We start from the raw sequence: 22,473 nt of genomic DNA, 5'->3' as shown, positions 1-22,473 counted from the left end.
TGAAGTAGGACAGACTTAAAGGGCAATTAATAAAAAGGTAGTTTAAAATGAGTAATATCAATCAATTACAGAGAATAAAACAGAGCTATACAATATTCAAACTCTCAAGAGGAAAATTTAATCTCTTGGGAGTTTTTATATAAAGAAATTTTCTGGAGGTGGAATTGTGGGAATAATGGAAAAAGAAAATATGAAAGAGGAAGTGCTAAAGCTAAATGTAATTGATGGCAAGACACTTCTGGAAATGGAGGTGAAACCACTTAAATATGTAATTTCTAAAATAATGCCAACAGGACTACATATTCTTGCAGGTAGCCCTAAAATCGGTAAGTCATGGCTTGCCCTATGGATTTGTAATCAAATATCTAAAGGCGAAAAAGTTTGGGACTTTGAAACAATAAAAAGCTCTACACTATATTTATCCTTGGAGGATACAATTGAAAGAATACATTTTAGACTATCGCATATTACAGAAGAAGGTTCAGAGCAATCATTTTATTCAACAGAAGCAAAAGAACTGTCAAAAGGTTTAGAAGTGCAGATTGAAAACTTTTTAAAGGAATATCCTGATACTTCATTGATTACTATTGATACTTTTCAAAGGATAAGAGATAACTCAAATGATAAGAATGCTTATGCCAGTGACTATGATGAAGTTAGAAAACTAAAGGTAATTGCAGACACTCATGATATAGCAATACTTTTAGTTCATCATCTTAGAAAAATGCAAGATAGTGACCCAGTAAATATGGTTTCAGGTTCAACAGGTATTATTGGTGCAGTTGATGGTATTTATATTCTTGAAAAAGAAAGCCGTACAGAAAACAAGGCAAAACTTCACATCACAGGGAGAGATATAGAAGATATGCTTTTATCCATTGAATTTGACAAGGAAGAAAGTGTATGGAAATTAATTTCTTATGGAGATAATTCTAATACTTCAAAGGAAGAGCCTATTCTAACTGCATTAAAAAAGCTTATTACTGAAAAGAAAATTTTTCAGGGAACTTCCAAGGAACTGCTCGCAGAGTTAAAGAAGATAGATACTTCTATTACTGTAAAACCTAATGTTTTGGCAAGAATACTTAATTCAAATAAGGAGTTATTGAAAAATAAAAAAGCTATAAATTATCAATCAAAGAAAATAAATGGAATTAAATTGGTATGTTTTACAAGTTTGGGTGTCGATAGTGTCGATGGTGCCGATAATTTTCTATGTATGGGTAATGAAGAAAAAATAGAAAATATCGACCCTTAACTCAAAATTTTATAGAGGATATATTAGGGTGTCGATATTTTAAAGTAGTGGTACATGTAAAAATATCGACTTTACCGACCCCATCGACACCCTAAAATAAAATTATTGGATATTGAGAATAAATATTTTCTTCAATATCTTTTTTTATTATCAAATAACAGGAGGAATTAATGATGAGATATTTTCAAAATGAAAAACATAAAAATAATGTAATTAATTTTTTAAAGAAGGAAAGACGTATTTATAAAGATGGAGAAATAGATTGCTATTATATGCCTGTGGCTTATTTATTATTATCTACTCAAAATAATCTATATAAAAAAACAAGTCAGTATATGAGTAGTGATGGAATTGATTTTGAAACTATGATGAAAGAACAGGATTTCTCAAGTGGTGAATCAAAACTTGTAAGACTTGCTGCTAATCTTTTTAATGGTTCAATGGAAGTATCACCATCAGAATTTATTTATTGTTTAGATGAAGATAATTTTGAATTGGCAATACAATCCATATATTTTAGACGTTATGGTTGCCACATAGAAAACTTGCTACAAGTTGAAAACAATATGGAAAATGATGATGAATTGGAACTATAAAATTGTTAAGTGATAGTAGTATCATTTAACAATTTTAGGGAGTACAGAGGGCAGCGCCCTTTGTTGCCGTCTGCAAAGACCACACACTTTGGAACAAAGTATAGTGTGTTATACTCGTCAATGACGAGAGCCTGATTTGCAAGATATTTTAGGTTTAAAAATAAAATTTGAAAGAGCAAATCAGGCAAAAAACACAAGGGAAATTCTTCAAAAAAGAATTTTCCTTGTGTTTTTTATAGTCAGTGATGAGTATATGAAGACTCCAGAGACATTCTAAAAAAAATATTGAGAAAGAAGATGATTTGTTATGTATGCAATATTAAGATTTGCTAAACATAAGGGAGGACCTGCAAAGCCACTACAAAAGCATCATGAAAGAGAAAAAGAAGCTTATAACAGTAATCCTGATATTGATATAAATAGAAGTTCTAATAATTATCACATTATTAAGTGTGAAAAATCATATTATTATGAAATTCAAAGCAGAATAGAAAATGCTAAGTGTAAGGTTAGAAGTGATAGCGTAAAGTTTGTGGATACCTTTGTTGGAGCTTCACCACAGTTTTTTAAAGATAAATCAGATGTTGAAATAAGAGAGTATTTTGAAAGGGCTGTAAACTTTCTAAAAGAACGTATAGGAGAAGAAAATATATTTTCAGCAGTAGTACATTTAGATGAAAAAACACCTCATATGCACCTATGTTTTGTACCATTAACTCAAGATAAAAGATTAAGTGCAAAAGATGTTTTAGGGAATAGGGTAAAAATGACTAAATGGCAAGATGATTTCTTTGAATGTATGCATTCAAGATGGAATGAATTTGAAAGGGGAGAACCTGCAATTGAAACTAAAAGAAAGCATATTCCAGTAAGACTATTCAAACAAGCTACAAGTCTTAATGCTCAAATGGAAGAAATAAGGAATATTATGAAAGATATTAATGTATTTAATGCAGGAAAAAAGAAAACAAAGGTTATACAGCTACTTGAAAAATGGTATCCTAAAGCTATTTCCTTTAATAAATCTATGGAGCAACTTGTTAAAGAAAAAGATGTTTTAATGGGAGAAGTTAAAGCTGCTAAAAAAGATTTGGAAAATATGAAAAAAGACTTTAATAAGGAAAGGTCAAAGCAATTAGAACTTATAAACAAATTAAGATACACCAATGAAGATTTAGCACAGGCTTATGAAGCTAATCAAGAATTTATTGAGTTTATTCCAGAGAATCTAAGGCGACAACTTTTTAATAAATTTAATGAAAATAAGCAGAAACAAGAATGGGAAAATGAAATATAGTTTGAGATATGTATGCTATTGACATACATATCTCGTTATGATACAATTTTTTAGAAGGGGGAGTGTGTATGCCCGAACGGTACTCTTTTCGTTTTCATAAAGATGATAATAGTTTAATTGAATTTGCTGAGAAACAAACGAATTTTACTGATACTATAAGATATCTTATACAAAAAGAAATATATGAAAACGGAATAAGAAATCTTCAAGAACATATACCTACTACAAGGGATGATGAATATTTTAAAAAGATAAAAAATGAGCATGGAGGTGATAGTCATGAGTGAAGAATTGTTTCAACGTAATTTAATTAATAGTCCTTATAAGATAGGAAATTGGAATTTCTATAACATTGGAGCAACTTCTATTAAGTCTTTGAAAGAAAGTGGCATTATTGAAAATATTGACTATGCCGACATTGAAAATAGAAAACCTGATGGATTAATTGTATCAAATAGTAAGAAAGTAATTGCAGTAATAGAAAATAAGAAACCATCTGAGTTTAATACTGATAAAAAACGAAATAAAGCAATTAAACAGGCTTTAGAAGTATCAAAGGTTTTAAATGCAAAAATTGCTATTGTTACGGATACGGTTCAAACAATTTGGCTTAATGGAATTAATGGTGAAGAAATATTAGATGAAGATGGAAATGTAATTTCAACCATATTTGACTATAGTAGTCCAGAGGTATTAAAATTATTGATTAAAATGGAAGAATGCATAAATATAAATAATTCTCAAATTATATCAGCCGAGCTTAGGAATCCCACACCTTTAGCTAAACAAATATGGCAGGATATTTGGGCAGTAAGTGGAGCTACTCCGGAAAACTGTTTGTATACTTTCGTAGAAATTTTTATTTTCAAATATCTTAGTGATTTGAATGTTTTAAAAGGATTACATAATTTTGATACACTTATTGAAATGTATAAAACAAATAAAGAAGATGAAGTTTTAGAATTTTATGCAAAGACTATTCGTATTAAAATTAAAGAATTATTTCCTAAAAATGACAAAGATAACACAACTATCATAAATGGTACAATTTTTGTTAGTAAAGATGATAAAGCTATTGAGGGGTATAGTGGCGTTTTCAAAAAAATCCTATTTAGATTTAAAAATTATGGTAAACTTGAGAAAATTGATTATGATTTTAAAAGCAAGCTGTTTGAAAGCTTTTTAAAAGAAAGTATTAGCAAAAAAAATTGGGGTCAATTTTTTACACCATTAAAGGTTGTTAAACCAATGGTTAAAATGGCAGATATTAAAGAAGGAATGTCAGTTTGTGACCCAGCTTGTGGTGTAGGTAAATTTTTGTTGGAAGCAATTTTACCACAAATTAAAAGATATTATTCGGTTGATAGAAATGGTAAGCTAACTTCTAAAATAACACTGCATGGTTTTGATAAAGGATTCGATAGAGAAGAACAAAAAACTATTATATTAGCAAAAGCAAATATGCTGATATATTTTTCAGATCTTATTAAGGAACATATTGAATCCACAAAGGATTTTGCTAAGCTTTTTAATGATACATTTACTCTCAAAACAAATTCTATATTAGGCACTTTACGTGACCCAGTAGAAAATGAATATGATTTAATATTAACTAATCCTCCTTATGTAACAAGTGGTAGCAGTAATTTAAAAGATGAAATTAAAAAAGACACCATTTTAGAGGCTTATTATAAAACAAATGGATTAGGGGTAGAAGGTCTATTTATGGAATGGATAGTAAAAGCTTTAAAACCTAATGGAAAAGCTTTTGTTGTAATCCCAGATGGTATTTTAAATAGGCAGAATGATACTAATTTAAGAAAATTCATACTTGAAAATTGTTATGTTGATGCACTTATTTCATTGCCTTTGAATACATTTTTTACTACAAATAAGAAGACGTATATTATTGCACTAACTAAGAAAAATGCTATTAGTGATATACAAACAGAACCAGTATTTTCTTATTTAGTAAGTGATATAGGAGAAACATTGGATATAAACAGATTTGAAACTGGAGAAAATCAGTTAGAGACAGCTGTAAATTTATTTAATCAATTTAAAGGAGCAAAAACGTTCTTTGAATCAAAAGATTTACGTTGTAAAATATTTAATATTGATGAATTTATCAATACTGTTGAAAAAGGATGGATTATTGATAGATGGTGGTCAGAAGAAGAAAAAATAAAATTAGGAATAATTGAAAAAATGCCATCAATGACGATGTCTGATTTTAGTAATTTTATTGGTGATATTGCAAATGAAATTACAGAGTATCAGTCTATCTTCAAAGAATTGGATGAAAAAAAAAACGATAACTTAGTAGATATAAAAACTTTTAAATTATATGAATTGTTTGACGTAGTAAAAGGATATTCAAAGTATACCAAAAGTTATGGTAATGCTCATAAGGGAAGTTTTCCTGTTTATTCAGCATCAAATTTAGCACCTTTAACATATATAGATACTTATGATTTTGATGGTAATTATTTAACATGGGCGACTAATGGTTTTGCAGGATATATGAAAGTTATCAATGGTAAATTTTCAGCCAATGGAGATAGGGGAGTCCTTATTCCTCGTTTTACAGATATTGATTTAGGTTATGTTAAACTTATTCTTGAACCAATTTTAAGAGAACTTGCAAAAGGAAGAAAGGGTGAAGATGGTAAAGATGAGTTTACTAAATTGTATCCTTCAATGATAAAAGATATAGAAATTGAAATGCCTATGATAATTGGAACTGATAGTTTTTGTGAAAAAACACAAAAACAATATGTAAAACGTAGTTCAGTAGAATTAGAATTTAAAGATAAAATTAGAAAATTTAAAGAAACAATTAATAATTTTAATTTTATCCATTCAGATATATCTAAATCAGTTACTATTAAAATTAAGGATTTGTTTTATATTTTTAAAGGAAAATCAATTTATACACACAAGTATTTTGTAAATAATATTGGTGAATATCCTGTGTATTCTTCTCAAACAAAAAATAATGGAGAAATCGCAAAAATAAGTACTTTTGATTTTGATACCGAATGCATAACTTGGACTACTGACGGAGTTTATGCAGGTACAGTTTTTTATAGAAAAGGAAAGTTTAGTATGACTACACATTGTGGAGCATTAATCTTAAAAGAGGAATATAAAGAAACTATTGATATATATTATGTTTATGCATATCTTTCTTCAATTTTGAGGAAACATGCAGATGGAGAGCAAAATAAGCGAGTAACAGTAAACATAATAAAAAATATAGAAATTATTATACCAATAAATGAAAGTGGGTTACCTAACATTGAAGAGCAAAGAAAATATGCAAAGCAATATCAGAGTTTAGAAAGTGTAAAAAACGAGCTTTTGAATAAAGTAGATGAAATACTAAATGTTAATATTATTTTTTAAATAATAAAAAAGAGTCTTAGGTTGAAATTAACCAAAGACTTTTTTTATGCATTTTTACGCTGAAAGGAGAAATTTTATGACACAAAATAAGAATATACAGCCACAGAAGGGTTCAAAGGTAGTTAAGACTAAGATAGTAGTTAAACCTTATTATAAAGGCAATAAAAGCCTTATAGATGCATTTACAGAGGTTATTATAAAAAACATAGAAAAGAAAATGGGATAGCAGCTTTAAGATTGAAAGTCTTTTAGCTGTTTTTTATTTGTCTTGAAATTCTAAAGAGAACGGCGCTATACTAAAAATAGAATATTGTATGGTCTGTTGTCTTTGAACGAAAAGGAGGATTTTTAATGGTAAGGCAACAGAAAGATTATAATACAGCAGTTTATTGCAGACTTTCAAAAGATGATGGAAAACTTACAGAGAGTTCAAGTATACAAACACAAAAAGAAATGTTGACACAATATGTAAGACAGCAAGGGTGGAAATTAGCAGGTATATATGTTGATGATGGCTTTTCAGGACTGGATTTTGATAGACCAGATTTTAAGAGAATGCTTGAGGATATTGACAATGGAAAGATTAATTGTGTAGTAACTAAAGACCTTTCAAGGCTTGGTAGGAATTATCTTGAAGCAGGGGCATATCTTGAAGTATATTTTCCAGAGCGTGGAGTAAGATATATAGCTTTAAATGATGGAGTGGATACTTTAGATGCTATTAATAATGATTTAGCACCATTTAAAAATATTCTAAATGAAATGTATGCTCGTGATGTTTCAAGAAAAGTAAAATCAGCTAAGAAAACAAGGTTTATGCAAGGAATGTTTTTAGGAACTTCTGCTCCCTATGGCTATAAGAAAAGTCCTAAAAATAAGCATTTACTAATAATTGATGAAGAAGTAGCTCCTGTTGTAAGACGTATATTTGCTCTTGCTAAACAAGGATTTGGAATCGCAAGAATAAGGCAAGTATTAACAGATGAAAAAATAATGCGTCCAGGCGCATACAGTGAAATAAGTTATGATAGATATTTTGCTGGCAATGAAGATAAACGTTATATTTGGAGTAATAACTCAGTTAGAGATATTCTTAGAAATCCAGTATATGCAGGACATCTTGCAGGATATAAAAGACCTGCCATATCAATGAAAAATCAGAAAAGACCCTGTAGGCAACCAGAAGAATGGGTTATTATTGAAAATACGCATGAACCTATTATTTCAAAAGAAGATTTTGAATTAGTACAAAGACTAATAAAAAGTAGAAGGGTCAATACTTCTACGGGTTATGATAATATATTTTCAGGACTTGTAAAATGTGCTGATTGTGGCTATGCTATGCGTACAAGCTCTGCTAATAGAAGGAAAAGACCTGAACCTATTGATAATGTAGGATACTTTTGTAATAACTATGGTATTTATGGTAAGAAAGCTTGTACACAACATTGGATTGAAGCAAGGGATTTACATTCGGTTGTATTAGAAGATATTAAAAAACACGCAAGACTTGCCATAAAAGATAACGGAAAACTTATAAAAAAAATATCTGAGAAAATTAGCACACAAAATAAATTAGAACTTTCTAATCTTTTGAAAGAACAAAAATTGTATAAAACAAGGCTTGCAGAAATTGATAAAATTTTTACACAACTTTATGAAGATAGAGCGACTAAAAAGATAAGTGATAGAAATTTTACAGTAATGACAGAAAAATATGAAACAGAACAAACTAATCTTGATGAAAAAATAAAACATATCGAAAACAAGTTATCTGAAAGTCAGAAATCCATTGAAGATACAAAATCATGGGTTAATCTTATAAAACAATATGCTGACACAATAGAGCTTGATGCATCAATGCTAAATGAGCTTATTGAAAAGATAACCATATCAGAACCTGAAATTATTGACGGTGAGAGACTTCAAACCGTTAGTATCTATTACAGATTCGTAGGTTGCATTGAATAACCTATGACTGTTCTTTAAATCTGTTCCACTGATTTAGAGCAGAGAGAAGGAAGAATTAATAGATATAAATGCCTTGCAATAAGACAAAATATAGCTAATAAATATGGGGATATTAACTTTGATACAGATATTTGGACAGAAATGTTTGAAGCAGCAAATAAACTTGAAAAAAATAATGATATGTGTGAGTTAGTGCCGTTTTGGTGTTTACCTGATAATCAGGAAGTAAAAATAGAAAGAATTGTACCAATATATCCATTAAGTAAAGATGGAGCTAAGTATGAACGACTTATAAAAATATTATCACTTTATAGATTAAGTTTAGGCCAAGCTAGGCAAGAGGAACTTTTAGAGTATTTATTTGAGAATGATATTAAAGAAGAAGAACTAAAGAAGTTATTTATGAATTTGAGTCCGTTTTACAAATAAAAAATATTTTTTAGTGAAGCATCAATGCTGATTTTTATAGCAGTGATGCTTTTTTTAATAACAAATAATGATTAGTGAAAGTTATGAAGAAAAAACGCTCAAATAATCAGCATAACAACCAGGATTATTGACTTTATATAATAGTAGTAGTAAAATTGACTAAAGTCAAAGTGAAATTGTGAAATAAAGTTCATATTTTAAGTAATGGAGGTTGAGATGATGGGGGAAAAAGAAATAAAAATATATCAAAGTGTAAATGAAAAAAAAGGAATAATAAGTGTTAATTTTTATAATCCAGTTACAGGTAGGAAAACTACAAAAAGTTTAGGAAAAGAAGTTGGAATAGATAACGAAAAAGCTCAAATAATTATAGATGAATTAAAAGATTTAATAAATAATGAAAAATATTATTGTGATTATACTGGGTATTTAGAAGCAAAAAGAAATTTTAAGAATGAAATGGTTCTTAAAATGGTGTTTTCTGGTGCTGAATTTTTGAAATTGAAAAATGAAGAAGAAAGAATAAAATATATTGATAACAGAATAAGTATTATTGATGGTAATGGGATATATAGAGGTAAGTCAATACAATTATTAGGTGATTCTGGTGCGGGTAAAACAAAAACAATTCAACAATTATTAGGATCGGTAAGGTATAACACCCCAGCATCAACAACTTCAAATACAACAGTAAGTGATTTTGAAGCTGTTATAAAAGGAAATACTGATAGATTAAAAATGGTTGTAAGCTTTTTAGATAAAGATGAACTTTCGGAATATATTAAAGATAATGTTATAAAATGCATAAAAATCATATTGAGTAGTGATGAAAACGAAGAATTGAGTAGCACAATTTCTACTAATATAATGATTTCAGATGATATGAAGCTCAGGTTAAATTTTTTATTAAGAAATATAGATAAAGATCACGAAAATATGCTTAAAGTTCATACTATTTTAAATGATAATGCTATTGAGCTTTGGAATACATTTACAAAAGAAAAAATGATTGATTTAAGTTATAGAGAAGCGAGTAAGGAGATTAAAAATAGTTTTTCTGAATATATAGAGGAAGAACGTGATAAGATATCAGAAGAGTGCATAAAAATTTTAATGCAGATTATTATAGAAGAAATGAATAAAGTGATTAAGAAAATGATTTCCTCTATTAATGAGACAGAAGGGAAAGGTATCATTTTCAATAAAGAAATTGTTAGCGATAGAGATAAGTATGAAAATATAGATAATATACATTTTAATGAAAAAGAATGGCCTAAATATTTTTATTTTGAAATATTAGGTGATGGTGAAAATAAAACACCAAGCGAAAAACATAGAGAAATATTCTGGAAAATATATAGAAATATCTCTTGTGCTGATGAAGATATGCCTAATTTATATCCTTTAGTTGCTTCGAGTCGAGTGGAAGGTAATTTTAAACCATTATGGGTAACTGAAAATGAAATTGAAAATGCTGTCATTATAGATTCGGAAGGGTTTGGACATGATGTAGATAAATTAATATTTACCTCAAAGACAATAAGATATATGCAGAAAGTTGATAGAATTTTATGGATAGCAGATTCAACAAGAGCCATGACTAATAATGACAAATTGATATTGGAAGAATTGTTAAGGAATGGGTGTATTAACAAAGTTAAAATGTGTTTTAATAGATTGGAGAAGATGGATAAAAAATCTGAGGCATCTGATGAGGCAAAACAACAAAGGATAGATTTATTGATTAATAATTTGTTTAAATACTTTGAAGAGAAAGCTTATGAAAACAGTATTGATGTTTATGCATATAAAGAAAATGTAATGCAAAGAGATAAAAGATATTATTTTGATTATTTAGATGAAGTTATAGAAGATGAAGATGGAATATTAACTGAAGAAACAAGATTGATAATAGAAAAATTAAATCTTAAAGATGATTCAATTAAAGGGTTAAAAACTCAATTAAAGTATACTATAAAGAGTTTTGGAGAATTAATAGAATGGATAAATAGTACGGAATTAGAAAAGTCAAAAAGTGGAATAATTGATTATTCTCCTATGTATTCGAGTTCAGTGCTATCGCGTTATTGTGATACTGAAATACTGAAATATAAAATTGATATAAGGAATAAGATTTGGAATGCTCATTGGAATACAGTAAGAGCATTTACTTCTAGAATGGTATATAATCTTTCAAGTTATAGAGGATGGGGAGGTATATATCCTGAAAATGAATTAAAAATGATAACTAAGAATATTGCATTGGACTATTTAATGAAACCACTAAACTATAATAATTGTAAAGAAAGTGATAAAAAGGCTTTTATGGATATTATTCAATCGGCTCAAAATTCATTGGCTATAAGAATAGATGAATTTATAGAAAAAAGAGTTAATGATGATATGAAAGAAAAATGGAAGGAAGCATTAGGTGATTCTGGACCAGGAAGTGGTCTACGTAGAAAATCTGCTGTTATTGAAATATTTGATGAAATTTTTTTGTTTGATAAAGAAAAAAGAGAAAAAAATATGATATATATAGAGTTGCATGAGGCTATAAAAGAAAATGAAGTTCTTGTAGAATTAGATTCTAAAATAGGAATATAGAAAAAAGAGATGCATAATTGCTTCTAATATAAGATAGCGATTATGCATCTCTTTTTTATTGTGTTATACTTTTTGATTTTGTATAACTTTGTGAAAAAAGTGAGTTGAATAAAATAATATGACATTTTTTCAACATAACAGTTGAAAAAATATAAAAGCGATGTTATTATAATAATGTGAAAAACGTTTGTTATGTTGCGTAAGTATAAAAAAAATTAGCATAACATGCGATACTGCGTTTAAAATATAAAAGTTATACTAAAATATTTGAATTTTATTTTGTGAAACTGAAAAATATTAAACAAATATTTAGTTAACTTATGAAGAAGGTGATAAATTTATAAGGTGTTGTAAACTAAGTCGATAAAATTATTAAAAGGTGGAGATTAATATGGAAGTTGAGAAAAAATCGTTAAGAAATATGATGATTATTAATTTTATAATTGGATTAATAATTTTAGTAATCATTAAGTTGTACAAGCCTGAATACTGTAGCTTAAGTGGGGTAATAATGGCTCTAATAAAAAGCAAAGAACTAACAGCATTATTTTATATTATGTTGATAGTGGTATTTGTTATTTTTACTTATGTATTAGCTCTAATAAGTGTTCATGTAATAGGTTCAATGACAATTGGTAAGGCTATAAGGTTTGTTAAAGAAATGTTTGGAATTGATGCAAGTGCTGGAGAAAGGAATATTATAGATCCTGCTGAAGAATATACTTACTTGGAAGTTGCACTTATTGCAATATATGCATTTTTGATTTTACCTATTATGTTATATATGTTGTGGCCAGCACTATCTGTTATTCTAATAATAATCTTAATAATAGTGGCTATAGGGAGCTGCTAATGTAATTTGTGTATAATTTTCAGCAAGTGATACACATTCATGCATAAATCACTTGCTGATTTAAATAATAGTATAGTTTCAAGGGGAGCAGAGATGGGAGAACTTAAGAGATTTTCAGGCTCAGATGATAAAAATAAAAAGTTATATCATAATACAAAATTACTTTTAAAGTTGTATCCTAAAGTGATTTGGAGAATTAATAATGAAGTTTTATGTATACAGGAAGAAGTTAGTGAATATGGGGTTAAGGCAATAAATGAATATATTGATCTATTTGATGAGCAAATAACACAATCTAAAATAGAAGAAAATCTTCAGGATTTAACTTATAGTAATTGCATTATAAGAATTTTAGATAAGTCAATTGATATTTTAAAGAAGTATCCAGAAGTTGGAGAGTTGTATTATAGCATATTAAGATATTCATATTTAGAAAAAGAGAAGTATAAAGAAAATTACATACTTGAACATTTAGCTATATCCAGATCTACTTATTTTAGAGTGAAGAAAGAGGCTATAAATTTATTAAGCACAATTATATGGGGATATGAAATACCAAAAGTAATTAATATGTTTGAGGATAATAAACAGATTTAATATATAAATAAGGTGAACCGGATAAAAGGGGTACAACTTTACTATGATGAAGCATAATGGTGAAATTTGGCGGAGATTTATTTATCTTTTCAAAAAATCTCCACCAGAAATACAAAATTGGACTATGTCAAATCCTTTAGATTTAAGTATCTGTCCTTTAAAATCCACCAGCTCAATTGGCATTTTTAATTCAGCAGCAACATTGGCATAGGTACAGTCTTCTTTAAATAAAGCCATAATTGTTTTATCAGGAATTAATAGTTCAGCAGCAAAAATGTTAGCTTCTCTTTCAGGTTTTGATTTCATATCAAATAATGAAAATTCTCTTATAGGATCATTCTTTGCAAAGCTTTGATGAAATCTATCGTGACCCAATTCATGAGCGCAGATTATTGGGAAAAGTTCTTCTTTTATATTTTTATTTATGACTATGTAGCGAAACTTAGATTGATAAAAGTAGTACCCTTTAAGAGTGCCAAGTTCATGATAGCAGACATTTATTTTCATCATTTCAGCAATTTCAAAAGGATCACGTGTCTTATATTTTTTCACAAGTCTGTTTACTTCTTTTAAGATAAATTTAGTCATAAGCAATTGCTCCTTTAAGGTGTTTTATGGCTGTCTTTATCCTCGGTAGTCTTCCTGCCATATTTTTTCCTTGCCTTATGTTTAGCATCAAAGTATATTTCTGTAATAGATTTAAAAAAGGCATCTTTATCATCTTCAGATAACTCTCCACCAGCAAAAATGGCAGAAGTTCTATCTAAAATTATTTCAGCTTCTTTTTTTCCTTTATAACCAAACTCAGTTTTTGCATTTGAAATAAAATCTTCATTCCTCGAGACATCATCATTATCAGAAATTAAATAATCTACAGATACATTAAATATCTCAGCAAGTCCAGTAATAATCTTTTGACCTTTAGGAAATCTAGTATTATTTTCGTAATTACATATTGATTTTTGAGTTATATTTAATTGCCTTGCCAAATCTTCTTGAGATAATCCTGCATCTTTACGAAGCTGCTTTAATTTGTCACCGAAATTCATTTCTATGACCTCCAATTTTATTATAATACAAGAACATTTGTTCTGAAAAGTTATTGACAAGATAAATTTGCCAATATATACTTAAAATTAGAACGAAAGTTCTTAAATATATTGTAGATTAGAACTAAGTTACTGTCAATGCTAAAGTGTAAAGGGGATGTGGAAATGGATAGCTATGGTGAAATTCAAAGCAATAATTTTAATTTGGGATTAATAAGAACAAGAGGGAATTTAAAAGTAAGCCCTAATATTTATCACAACACAAAACTACTTTTAAAACTTTATAACAAAGTATTATGGAGAATTAATAACTCCTTTGAAGAGATAGAAGCTGACTCTATTTCTTTTTCAGGAAAAAAACTAGACGAGCTTATTGAAAACTTAACAGATACAGAAGAATTTATATCTGAAGCAAAGCTTGAAAGTAGACTTCAATCTATTGCAGATAGTAAAAGTATTATTAATTTAATTGAAAAAGCATTGATGATGTTAAAATCATATCCAGAGAATGGAGAGAGGTATTATTCAATAATATATAAAATTTACATTTCAGCTTATCCTTATTGTGAAAATGAAATACTTGAGTATTTATGTTGCTCTCGTGCTACATATTATAGAGAAAAGCGGAATGCTATAAATTTATTAGGAACAATTTTATGGGGATATTTATTTCCTAATTTTATTAAAGAGCTTAAGAGTTTAGAGCTGATACAAGATTGATACTTAACTGATACTATGTTGGTACTGACATTATACTTTGATACTGATAACATATATACAATAGGAATATTATTGCATATTTTAAAAGCCTTGAAGCGTTTAGTTACGCCTCAGGGCTTTTTTTATGCCAAAAAATAAAAATCAATATAAATAACGCTCAAGAGGGAGTCGCACATTTTTGTGCGGCTCCTTTTTTGCGTTCTGAAAGGAGTTATTAAAAATGTCAAAGGAAGAAAAAGAAATAGCTTATGAAGAATTCAAGGTGGTTATTGAAGAAGAAATTAAAAAAGAGGAAAACAATGAGAGGAAATATTACAGACACAATATTTCACTAGAATATCTTCAAAGCTGCGATGTACCCTTGGAGTCAGCTGAAAACGAACAAGATTCTGAGGTAGAAAAAGAAGCAGAAAAACTTATGAATTTTATAGATTTAATTTCGGAGACAAGCTTACTGAGAGCATTAAAGAATTTTAAAGAAGAAGATCTAAAAGTAATTGAACTTAGATATAGGTTTGGTCTTTCTATAAATGAAATAGCGATAAAGCTACAAATAAAAGATGAAGCTGCTAAAAAGAAGCATCAAAGAGCAATTAAAAAATTAAAAGCAAGTTTAGAAAAAAATAAATAAATTTTATATATTTTGTCCCCTAAAGGCATTTCTCAAGGCTATATAGTGAAGGCATTTTTTATAGATGCTTTTACGCTCCTTGAAAACTTAATATACGGTATATCAAGAAAGCAACCTTTGCCGCTGGGGACACAGCAAGCAACTTAAGCAGAGCGCCATGACCATTTATTGAGAGCGAATCAATCTGGCTTTAAATAATCCGTGGAGGGATTACTTGCGATGAAAGGCAAAGGGATAAATAATGATACTTCTGCCTTGAACGCTTATCGGTATTGGGCAGCCTGCAATGAATGACAGGATAACGCTCATTTGGCTTGAGAACTTATAGCCATGTCAGCTTATATGATGTTCTTCCAAAACAACTTGATATATCCCCTTAGGTTGTATCAGGGAGGTTGAGAACAAATATGATACAGAAAAATAACTGTTTAGTAATAAGCTTGACAGTGGAAACTATGCGGTGGATTTAGGATTTATGCCACCGTATCCTTCTGCTGTCAAGCTATACACCGATTGGATAAGGAGAGATGCATGTGCATGATATAGACTTGGCAGATGAAGAGAAATTAAAGAAATATATTGAAGATAATAAGTTCAAAGGTGAATATAAATATCTATTTACTTTTGAAAATTATATATTTGCGGTTAAAGAAAACAAATGTATAAATACTTATTATGTTATAAATATAAAGAAGAATAAAAGTGAAATTATACTTAGAAGTAAGAAAATCTATTCGGAAGAGCTTAAAGATATTCTAATAGAAAGACTTTTGAATTCTTCTAATTATGAAGTAAAACTAAAAGATGATCCAGAGGATATGATTGAATTTATTTTTATTAAGCTTATGGCTGAAAATGGCTTTAAGATTAGAGAAAATCAAGTTGAACTTTCAAAAGCAATGTATAGAGGAATAATAGAAAATAAAATTGCAATATGTGAGGCTGCTGTAGGTACAGGAAAAACTTATGCTTATATAGTAGCTTGTGTAGTTCACTCACTTTACGAAAGACAAAGGAAAACTAAATATATATTTACTAATGAAGGAACTGATACAGCTGCCAGTGTTATTTCAACATCGAGTATAGAGCTGCAAAATGCAATTATAAATGATTATGTACCAACATTATCAAGAATCTTGCAAGAAAATAAAATTATAAATAAGCCAATAAAAGCTGTGTTAAGAAAAGGGAAAGAGCATTATTTTTGTATAAAAAGATATGAAAGGTTTATGAATTACTTAAAAAGCAGTAATAAAGCTATTGATAAGGAATTGTTACAAAAATTAAATGAACTTCAAATACCTGATAAGGGAATAGACTTAGATGAGTATAAGGGCTTGAAAAATCATATATTGCAAAAGATTAATGTTCCCAAAGCTTGTGATAGATCTTGTTCTTATTTTGATAGATGTAATTATTTAAAGCATTTGGAGTACATGAAATCTTCAGAACATGATTTTCAAGTATGCAACCATAATTATTATCTAGCTGATGCTGTAAAAAGAGCATCAGGAAAAAGAACCTTAATTCCAGAACACTTTGCAGTAGTTGTTGATGAAGCTCATAAGTTAAATGATGCTGCTGCACAAATATTTGGAAAGAAGTTATCCAGTGAAGACATTACCATGGCTATTAACATTATGAATAGTAGTCTTAAAGGTAATAAAGCATATTTAAAAATAGCAAAATCTAAATTGCAGGAATTGAATAAAATAGAAAGTTCTTTATTCAATAGTTTAATATCTAAAGGCAATTTATCTGATATTGAAGAAAATTCTCAAATTCAAATAAAATTAAGCAGATATGAGAAAAAGCTGCTATATAATATGAAGCAAAAAATTTTAGATATTAAAACTTATTGTAATCGAGATATCATTAAAAACAGAAATATACAATTTATTTTAGATGAGCTAGAAGAAAATATAAGGTTTTTTCAAACTGATAGAATAATTTATTGGCTTGAAAATCCGATAAATAAAGATTCAATATGTTTGTCCTGTGTACCAAAAGATTTAGAAAGGCTGCTAAATAAAGTATTATGGGAAAGTGGTTCTCCCAAAATACTAACGTCTGCTACTTTGTCTGATGATAAGGGCTTTGACTATTTTAAGAGTAATACAGGAATCAATATTTTAAGTAAAAATAATATTAAAGAAATAAGTGTAGTTTCTCCATTTAATTTTAAAGAAAATACACTACTATATATAAGCGAAAAAATACCTTATCCCAATAAGCAGAGTGAAGAGTATATTACAGCTTTGTCAGAGGAAATATCAAAAATCATAGAAGTTAGCTTTGGACATGCTGTAATACTTTTTACTTCATATTCGTTAATGTCAAAGATCTATGAAAATATTCAGAATATAATAAAATATCCAACAATGAAGATGAATAAAAGTGAAAAGAATATAATTGAAAGATTTAAAAACAGTAGAAATGGAGTACTGTTTGCTACAGGTTCTTTTTGGGAAGGGGTAGATTGTCCTGGAGATATTCTTTCATCACTTATAGTTGTAAATCTACCATTTATAGTTCCCACACCTATAATTGATGAAAAGAAAAAGGCTTACGAGAACTTAAAAGAATTTATAGATGAAGTAATATTTCCAGAAATGCTTATAAAACTAAAGCAGGGAATAGGTAGATTAGTAAGATGTGAAACTGATACAGGTGTTATATCTATATTAGATGCACGAATAAATAAAGATGGCAAATATCGAAGAAGGGTGCTTGAAGCTCTTAAAGATTACAAGGTTACAGACTCCATAGATGAAGTAAGAAGATTTTTTAGGAAAGTAAAAAGTGAAGATTATTTTTTATAAAACATTGCAGTTACAAAGGTAGCTGCTTTTTCTATTTTTAATGAGTGTTTGGGGGAGATTTTTATATGGATAATAATATGAAGTATAGTATTCAAATTGCAATGCTTAGTCAATTATTGAAGCTCAATATGATATCGGACAAAGAGTTCATGGCTATAAAAAATGAACTTATGAAAAAATATAAGATTATAATGCCTTGAAAAAATACCTTAAACAGTATAAAATTATAACTAATAAGTAATAGGAATACAGTTTGAGGAGAGATTGATATGGCAGATGTACAAGTAATAAAAGCCAGTACAAATAGAGTTAATAGAAATAATGCAAAGGTTATTGAGAGATTAAGAGTAGCTGCTTATTGCAGAGTAAGCACTGATTCAGAAGAGCAATTAAGCAGTTATAATTCACAAGTAGAACATTATAGAAATATGGTGGAAAATAAACCAGAATGGGCACTTGTTGATATATATGCAGATGAAGCAATAAGTGGGACTCAAATAGATAAAAGATTAGATTTTCAAAGAATGATAAATGATGCAGTAGATGGAAAGATTGATTTAATTATAACTAAATCAATATCTAGATTTGCAAGAAACACATTGGACACATTAAAATATGTAAGACTTCTTAAAGAACATAATGTTGCAATCTTATTTGAAAAGGAAAATATAAATACACTGACAATGAATGGTGAAATGCTGCTTGTTATTTTAAGTTCATTAGCTCAACAAGAAAGTGAATCTATTTCAGCTAATGTAAAAATGGGATTAAAGATGAAAATGAAAAGAGGAGAAATGGTTGGGTTTAATGGCTGTTTAGGGTATGACTATGATCCAATAAACAAAGTAATTACAATAAATGAAGAAGAAGCTAAGACCGTTAGATACATTTTTCAAAGATATGTGGAAGGTGCAGGGTGTTTTGTAATAGCAAAAGAGCTGAGCAAATTAAAATATAAAACAAAAAAAGGAAGTACAAGTTGGAATGATGGTTCTGTAAGAGGCATTATTAAAAATGAAAAATATAAAGGAGATTTGCTTCTAGGAAAGACTTTTACAGTAGATCCAATATCTCATAGAAGGCTTGATAATATGGGAGAAGAAGAAAAATATTATATTAACTCACATCACGAAGCAATTATTTCAGAAGAAATGTTTAATGAGGCTCAGAAGATATTAAATAAGAGAAACTCAGGAAGCAGCAACATGGGAAGAAAAGAAAAATATAGCAGACAGTTTGCATTTAGCAGCAAAATAGAATGTGGTTTTTGTGGAGGAACTGCTACAAGAAGAAGATGGCATAGCAGTACTTCTCATGAAAAGACTATTTGGCATTGCGTAGTATCAACTAAAAAAGGTAAAAAATACTGTCCAGATAGTAAAGGCATAGATGAAAAGATTATAGAAAATGCATTTCTTGAAGCATTTAATATGTTTTGTCTTAAAAATAAAGAAATAGTAGAAGAATTTATGGAAACAGTAGAAAATACTATTAATGCTACTAATTCTATAAAAGAATTAAAAAAGCTGCAAAGAGAAGTTTCTTCTATAGAAAATAAGATTAAAAAATTAGTTGATATGAGAATAGATGAAATGATAGACAAAGATACTTATGAACTTAAATATACAGAACTATCAACTGAGTTAGAAAAACTTAAAGCTAAAAGAGATGAAGCGGAACTTGTTAATGAAGATAATATTGATGTGAAAAAACGAATCGAAAGTTTTAGAAAAGTTTTTGATAGCAATAAACCTATAAAAGAATTTGACAGAGTAGTTTTTGAAAGTGCAGTTAATAAAATAATATTAGGTGGAACTGATGAAGAAGGAAATAAAGATCCGTATATGCTAACATTCATATTTAATTCTGGCATGAGTCATTCATTAAAAGGTAAAGATGTGGTAAAATCTAATGGTGATTCAAAAGACGAAAAAGTGTGTTCCTATACAGAACACGACACACGTGGAGACTGTTGTGTTGCTACAACGAGCAGATACGTAGAAATCCTTTGTTTTAGGCACTTTTTCAAACATATTGTCTTCACAGGTGGTGGTTGATATAGAGTGTGGGGATACAAAAAATAAAGGTGGAGAATCAAAGGGGTACTGTGTAAAATGGTACTCCTTTTCTTTTGTTTAGGTGTTCAGAAATTAGCGTGCCTATCATGCATTACGTGACCTGCTTTACTATGACAATCCAAAGCGCACCGCTTTTAAGAGTTTGCTTTTCTTGCTGCTTTTATACCTCAGATTGTATATTCCCATCAAAGGAAATATAATAAAATTATGGAGGTGTTATGCGTGGATTATATAACGACAAAAGAAGCGGCGAAAAATTGGGAAATCACAGATAGAATGGTAGTGTACCATTGCTCTGCTGGACGGATTAAGTGAGCTAAAAAATGGGAAATACATGGCTTGTTCCGGTTGACGCTGAAAAACCGGCTGACGGACGATACAGGAGTAGTAAAGTAAAGGATGGTGAAAATAAATGAAACGTATATTTTTAGTTGAGGACGATAAGGCAATCGCCAGAAACCTTGGGCTTCTGCTCCGCTCGGAGGGATTTATAGTCACTCACGCCCTTACCCGGAGTGAAGCCATTGACGCGCTTGCCGGGAATAAATTTGATTTGGCGTTGATTGATATTTCTTTGCCTGATGGAAATGGCTTTACGGTTTGCACGGAAATCAAAGAAACGCAAGATATTCCCGTCATCTTTTTGACAGCTTCTGGCGATGAAGCAAGTGTTGTTACCGGGCTGAACATGGGCGCGGACGACTATGTCACCAAGCCTTTTCGTCCGCGTGAACTGATCGCACGAATCAGAACCGCTCTGCGAAAAAGCGGACGATCTCCATCGGCTTTTGAAATCTGCGGGCTTCATGTGGATATGGCAAGCGGTGTCGTGAAAAAGGACGGCAGCGAGGTTTTTCTTTCAGCCTTAGAATACCGCTTGTTATTGGTGTTTATTAACAATCCCAAAAATATTATCACAAGGAGCAGGCTGCTTGACGAATTGTGGGACGCAGCGGGCGAGTTTGTTAATGACAATACATTGACCGTGTACATCAAACGCCTGAGGGAGAAGATAGAGAACAACCCCGCAAGCCCGCAAATCATTCTGACCGTTCGCGGTACGGGATATAGATTGGGGGAAGGGTATGCTTCGGAATAGAGAGTTTCGACAGCTTGTAATTTTGTTTTCCTTAATAGCTGCCACCACTGTGACGCTGGGATTTGCAATCAATAGGTTGGCTGGAATCCTTGCCATTGCTTCTGCCGTTGCCTTTGGAATAGCGTTTTTTGCGTTTACCAAAGCCCGATATAAAAGCATTGCGCAGATTTCAGATCAAATTGATCTTGTGCTTCATAACGCAGACCATCTGTATATTGGTGAATCGGACGAGGGCGAACTTTCTATTTTGCAAAGCGAAATAACAAAAATGACGCTGTGTATTCGGGAGCAAAATGACGCACTGAAAAAAGAAAAAGAACATCTTGCTGATTCGCTGGCTGACATAGCCCATCAACTCCGTACCCCTCTCACATCCGTGAACCTTATTCTGTCATTGTTAGAGAATAACCCTGACGAAAATGAACGGAAAGCATTGATACGGGAAACAAAGGAATTGTTTGTACAGATGGATTGGTTGCTTACTTCCCTGTTGAAATTATCCCGCCTGGACGCGGGCATTGTGGTGTTCCAAAGCGAGCAGATAGATGTGAATACTTTGATATGCGCCGCGTTTCGCCCGTTCCTAATCCCAATGGAGCTACACGATATTGATTTGCAAATAGACGTGCCGAAAGGGATAATCATTCACGGCGATTCTGGTTGGCTTTCAGAAGCAATTCAAAACATCCTCAAAAATTGCATAGAAAGCGCAGGCGAGAAGGGGAAAATTGAGATTGTTTGCGCGGACAACCCATTGTTTACCGATATTGCCATCCACGACAGCGGCGCGGGCTTTGAAAAAGAAGATTTACCATACCTGTTTGACAGGTTCCATCGTGGGAAAAACGCAAACGCTACAGGATATGGGATCGGATTGGCTCTCTGCAAGATGATTATAACACGGCAGGGCGGGACGATTACCGCCAAAAATCACCCGCAGGGTGGTGCGATATTTTCCATTCGTTTCCCAAAGTGACGAATCTCTCACCGGAAAGTCACAGAGATGTAAGTTGAAGGTTCTATTATATAGGTAAAACATGAGAAAGGAAATTCACATA

General features: G+C 30.1%; 20 protein-coding genes. 18 read left to right on the top strand and 2 right to left on the bottom strand.

Annotated elements, in window-relative coordinates; translation table 11 throughout:
• Nucleotides 1-175: 175 nt before the first annotated feature.
• The 11 genes from T514_RS25105 to T514_RS25085 all read left to right on the top strand — a co-directional run bounded on the left by T514_RS25105 (nt 176) and on the right by T514_RS25085 (nt 13,016).
• Entirely contained in the window at nt 176-1,258 is a 1,083-nt protein-coding gene (locus T514_RS25105) for an AAA family ATPase (protein WP_242850603.1), read from the top strand.
• A gap of 170 nt (nt 1,259-1,428) precedes the next feature.
• On the top strand, nt 1,429-1,854 hold the full coding sequence (locus T514_RS0119740) for a DUF6075 family protein (RefSeq protein ID WP_242850601.1): 426 nt from the start codon (nt 1,429-1,431) through the stop codon (nt 1,852-1,854).
• 307 nt (nt 1,855-2,161) lie between these two features.
• A complete protein-coding gene (mobV, locus tag T514_RS0119730) occupies nt 2,162-3,151 on the top strand; it encodes a MobV family relaxase (protein WP_027625218.1) in 990 nt (329 codons plus the stop codon).
• Between the two features lie 68 nt (nt 3,152-3,219).
• A complete protein-coding gene (locus tag T514_RS25100) occupies nt 3,220-3,438 on the top strand; it encodes a hypothetical protein (protein WP_034869095.1) in 219 nt (72 codons plus the stop codon).
• Nucleotides 3,431-6,559, top strand: a complete 3,129-nt coding sequence (locus T514_RS27225) for an N-6 DNA methylase (protein WP_207640937.1) — start codon at nt 3,431-3,433, stop codon at nt 6,557-6,559. The genes T514_RS25100 and T514_RS27225 overlap by 8 nt, the downstream gene beginning before the upstream one ends.
• Before the next feature lie 76 nt (nt 6,560-6,635).
• Nucleotides 6,636-6,785, top strand: coding sequence for a hypothetical protein (locus T514_RS26770; RefSeq protein ID WP_156939912.1), 150 nt, complete (start codon nt 6,636-6,638; stop codon nt 6,783-6,785).
• A 125-nt stretch (nt 6,786-6,910) separates the two neighbouring features.
• Nucleotides 6,911-8,530 carry a recombinase family protein gene (locus T514_RS25090; RefSeq protein ID WP_034869754.1) on the top strand — a complete coding sequence of 540 codons (1,620 nt, stop codon included), beginning with the start codon at nt 6,911-6,913 and terminating at the stop codon, nt 8,528-8,530.
• Between the two features lie 141 nt (nt 8,531-8,671).
• Complete coding sequence (locus T514_RS0119705) at nt 8,672-8,959, top strand: hypothetical protein (RefSeq protein ID WP_027626314.1); 288 nt, start codon at nt 8,672-8,674, stop codon at nt 8,957-8,959.
• Nucleotides 8,960-9,178: 219 nt separating this feature from the next.
• The gene (locus T514_RS0119700) at nt 9,179-11,566 is read left to right on the top strand and encodes a hypothetical protein (RefSeq protein WP_027626313.1); all 2,388 of its coding nucleotides are present in this window, start codon (nt 9,179-9,181) and stop codon (nt 11,564-11,566) included.
• Nucleotides 11,567-11,957: 391 nt separating this feature from the next.
• Nucleotides 11,958-12,419, top strand: a complete 462-nt coding sequence (locus T514_RS0119695) for a hypothetical protein (protein WP_027626312.1) — start codon at nt 11,958-11,960, stop codon at nt 12,417-12,419.
• 39 nt (nt 12,420-12,458) lie between these two features.
• Nucleotides 12,459-13,016 (top strand): hypothetical protein, encoded by a 558-nt coding sequence (locus T514_RS25085; RefSeq protein ID WP_051542196.1) that lies wholly within the window; start codon nt 12,459-12,461, stop codon nt 13,014-13,016.
• An 81-nt stretch (nt 13,017-13,097) separates the two neighbouring features.
• On the opposite strand, the gene T514_RS0119685 is transcribed toward T514_RS25085, so the two are convergent.
• Both T514_RS0119685 and T514_RS0119680 read right to left on the bottom strand, forming a co-directional pair.
• On the bottom strand, nt 13,098-13,604 hold the full coding sequence (locus T514_RS0119685) for an ImmA/IrrE family metallo-endopeptidase (RefSeq protein ID WP_027626311.1): 507 nt from the start codon (nt 13,602-13,604) through the stop codon (nt 13,098-13,100).
• 14 nt (nt 13,605-13,618) lie between these two features.
• Entirely contained in the window at nt 13,619-14,065 is a 447-nt protein-coding gene (locus T514_RS0119680) for a helix-turn-helix domain-containing protein (RefSeq protein ID WP_016207360.1), read from the bottom strand.
• 165 nt (nt 14,066-14,230) lie between these two features.
• Between T514_RS0119680 and T514_RS0119675 the strand changes: the two genes are divergently transcribed.
• The 7 genes from T514_RS0119675 to T514_RS0119640 all read left to right on the top strand — a co-directional run bounded on the left by T514_RS0119675 (nt 14,231) and on the right by T514_RS0119640 (nt 22,391).
• Nucleotides 14,231-14,785 carry a hypothetical protein gene (locus T514_RS0119675; protein WP_016207359.1) on the top strand — a complete coding sequence of 185 codons (555 nt, stop codon included), beginning with the start codon at nt 14,231-14,233 and terminating at the stop codon, nt 14,783-14,785.
• Nucleotides 14,786-15,005: 220 nt separating this feature from the next.
• Nucleotides 15,006-15,416 (top strand): RNA polymerase sigma factor, encoded by a 411-nt coding sequence (locus T514_RS0119670; protein ID WP_016207358.1) that lies wholly within the window; start codon nt 15,006-15,008, stop codon nt 15,414-15,416.
• Nucleotides 15,417-15,949: 533 nt separating this feature from the next.
• A complete protein-coding gene (locus T514_RS0119665; protein WP_016207357.1) occupies nt 15,950-18,238 on the top strand; it encodes an ATP-dependent DNA helicase in 2,289 nt (762 codons plus the stop codon).
• A gap of 65 nt (nt 18,239-18,303) precedes the next feature.
• Nucleotides 18,304-18,438, top strand: a complete 135-nt coding sequence (locus T514_RS27600) for a hypothetical protein (RefSeq protein ID WP_016207356.1) — start codon at nt 18,304-18,306, stop codon at nt 18,436-18,438.
• Nucleotides 18,439-18,507: 69 nt separating this feature from the next.
• On the top strand, nt 18,508-20,295 hold the full coding sequence (locus T514_RS25080) for a recombinase family protein (RefSeq protein ID WP_051542194.1): 1,788 nt from the start codon (nt 18,508-18,510) through the stop codon (nt 20,293-20,295).
• Nucleotides 20,296-20,728: 433 nt separating this feature from the next.
• On the top strand, nt 20,729-21,415 hold the full coding sequence (locus tag T514_RS0119645) for a response regulator transcription factor (protein WP_027626310.1): 687 nt from the start codon (nt 20,729-20,731) through the stop codon (nt 21,413-21,415).
• On the top strand, nt 21,402-22,391 hold the full coding sequence (locus T514_RS0119640; RefSeq protein WP_027626309.1) for a sensor histidine kinase: 990 nt from the start codon (nt 21,402-21,404) through the stop codon (nt 22,389-22,391). The genes T514_RS0119645 and T514_RS0119640 overlap by 14 nt, the downstream gene beginning before the upstream one ends.
• Nucleotides 22,392-22,473 lie beyond the last annotated feature (82 nt).

Origin of the sequence: Clostridium lundense DSM 17049 (assembly GCF_000619945.1) — a bacterium.
In the GTDB taxonomy this organism is placed as follows: Bacteria; Bacillota; Clostridia; order Clostridiales; family Clostridiaceae; genus Clostridium_AO; species Clostridium_AO lundense.
Note: the sequence above shows the minus strand (reverse complement) of the source record. Positions and strands in the feature narration are given on the sequence as shown.

Excerpts from the sequence above, each read along its gene's own strand:
- T514_RS25105 (WP_242850603.1), top strand. The coding sequence starts at position 176 with ATGGAAAAAGAAAATATGAAAGAGGAAGTGCTAAAGCTAAATGTAATT.
- T514_RS0119740 (WP_242850601.1), top strand. The coding sequence starts at position 1,429 with ATGATGAGATATTTTCAAAATGAAAAACATAAAAATAATGTAATTAAT.
- mobV (WP_027625218.1), top strand. The coding sequence starts at position 2,162 with ATGTATGCAATATTAAGATTTGCTAAACATAAGGGAGGACCTGCAAAG.
- T514_RS25100 (WP_034869095.1), top strand. The coding sequence starts at position 3,220 with ATGCCCGAACGGTACTCTTTTCGTTTTCATAAAGATGATAATAGTTTA.
- T514_RS27225 (WP_207640937.1), top strand. The coding sequence starts at position 3,431 with ATGAGTGAAGAATTGTTTCAACGTAATTTAATTAATAGTCCTTATAAG.
- T514_RS26770 (WP_156939912.1), top strand. The coding sequence starts at position 6,636 with ATGACACAAAATAAGAATATACAGCCACAGAAGGGTTCAAAGGTAGTT.
- T514_RS25090 (WP_034869754.1), top strand. The coding sequence starts at position 6,911 with ATGGTAAGGCAACAGAAAGATTATAATACAGCAGTTTATTGCAGACTT.
- T514_RS0119705 (WP_027626314.1), top strand. The coding sequence starts at position 8,672 with ATGTTTGAAGCAGCAAATAAACTTGAAAAAAATAATGATATGTGTGAG.
- T514_RS0119700 (WP_027626313.1), top strand. The coding sequence starts at position 9,179 with ATGGGGGAAAAAGAAATAAAAATATATCAAAGTGTAAATGAAAAAAAA.
- T514_RS0119695 (WP_027626312.1), top strand. The coding sequence starts at position 11,958 with ATGGAAGTTGAGAAAAAATCGTTAAGAAATATGATGATTATTAATTTT.
- T514_RS25085 (WP_051542196.1), top strand. The coding sequence starts at position 12,459 with ATGCATAAATCACTTGCTGATTTAAATAATAGTATAGTTTCAAGGGGA.
- T514_RS0119685 (WP_027626311.1), bottom strand. The coding sequence starts at position 13,604 with ATGACTAAATTTATCTTAAAAGAAGTAAACAGACTTGTGAAAAAATAT.
- T514_RS0119680 (WP_016207360.1), bottom strand. The coding sequence starts at position 14,065 with ATGAATTTCGGTGACAAATTAAAGCAGCTTCGTAAAGATGCAGGATTA.
- T514_RS0119675 (WP_016207359.1), top strand. The coding sequence starts at position 14,231 with ATGGATAGCTATGGTGAAATTCAAAGCAATAATTTTAATTTGGGATTA.
- T514_RS0119670 (WP_016207358.1), top strand. The coding sequence starts at position 15,006 with ATGTCAAAGGAAGAAAAAGAAATAGCTTATGAAGAATTCAAGGTGGTT.
- T514_RS27600 (WP_016207356.1), top strand. The coding sequence starts at position 18,304 with ATGGATAATAATATGAAGTATAGTATTCAAATTGCAATGCTTAGTCAA.
- T514_RS25080 (WP_051542194.1), top strand. The coding sequence starts at position 18,508 with ATGGCAGATGTACAAGTAATAAAAGCCAGTACAAATAGAGTTAATAGA.
- T514_RS0119645 (WP_027626310.1), top strand. The coding sequence starts at position 20,729 with ATGAAACGTATATTTTTAGTTGAGGACGATAAGGCAATCGCCAGAAAC.
- T514_RS0119640 (WP_027626309.1), top strand. The coding sequence starts at position 21,402 with ATGCTTCGGAATAGAGAGTTTCGACAGCTTGTAATTTTGTTTTCCTTA.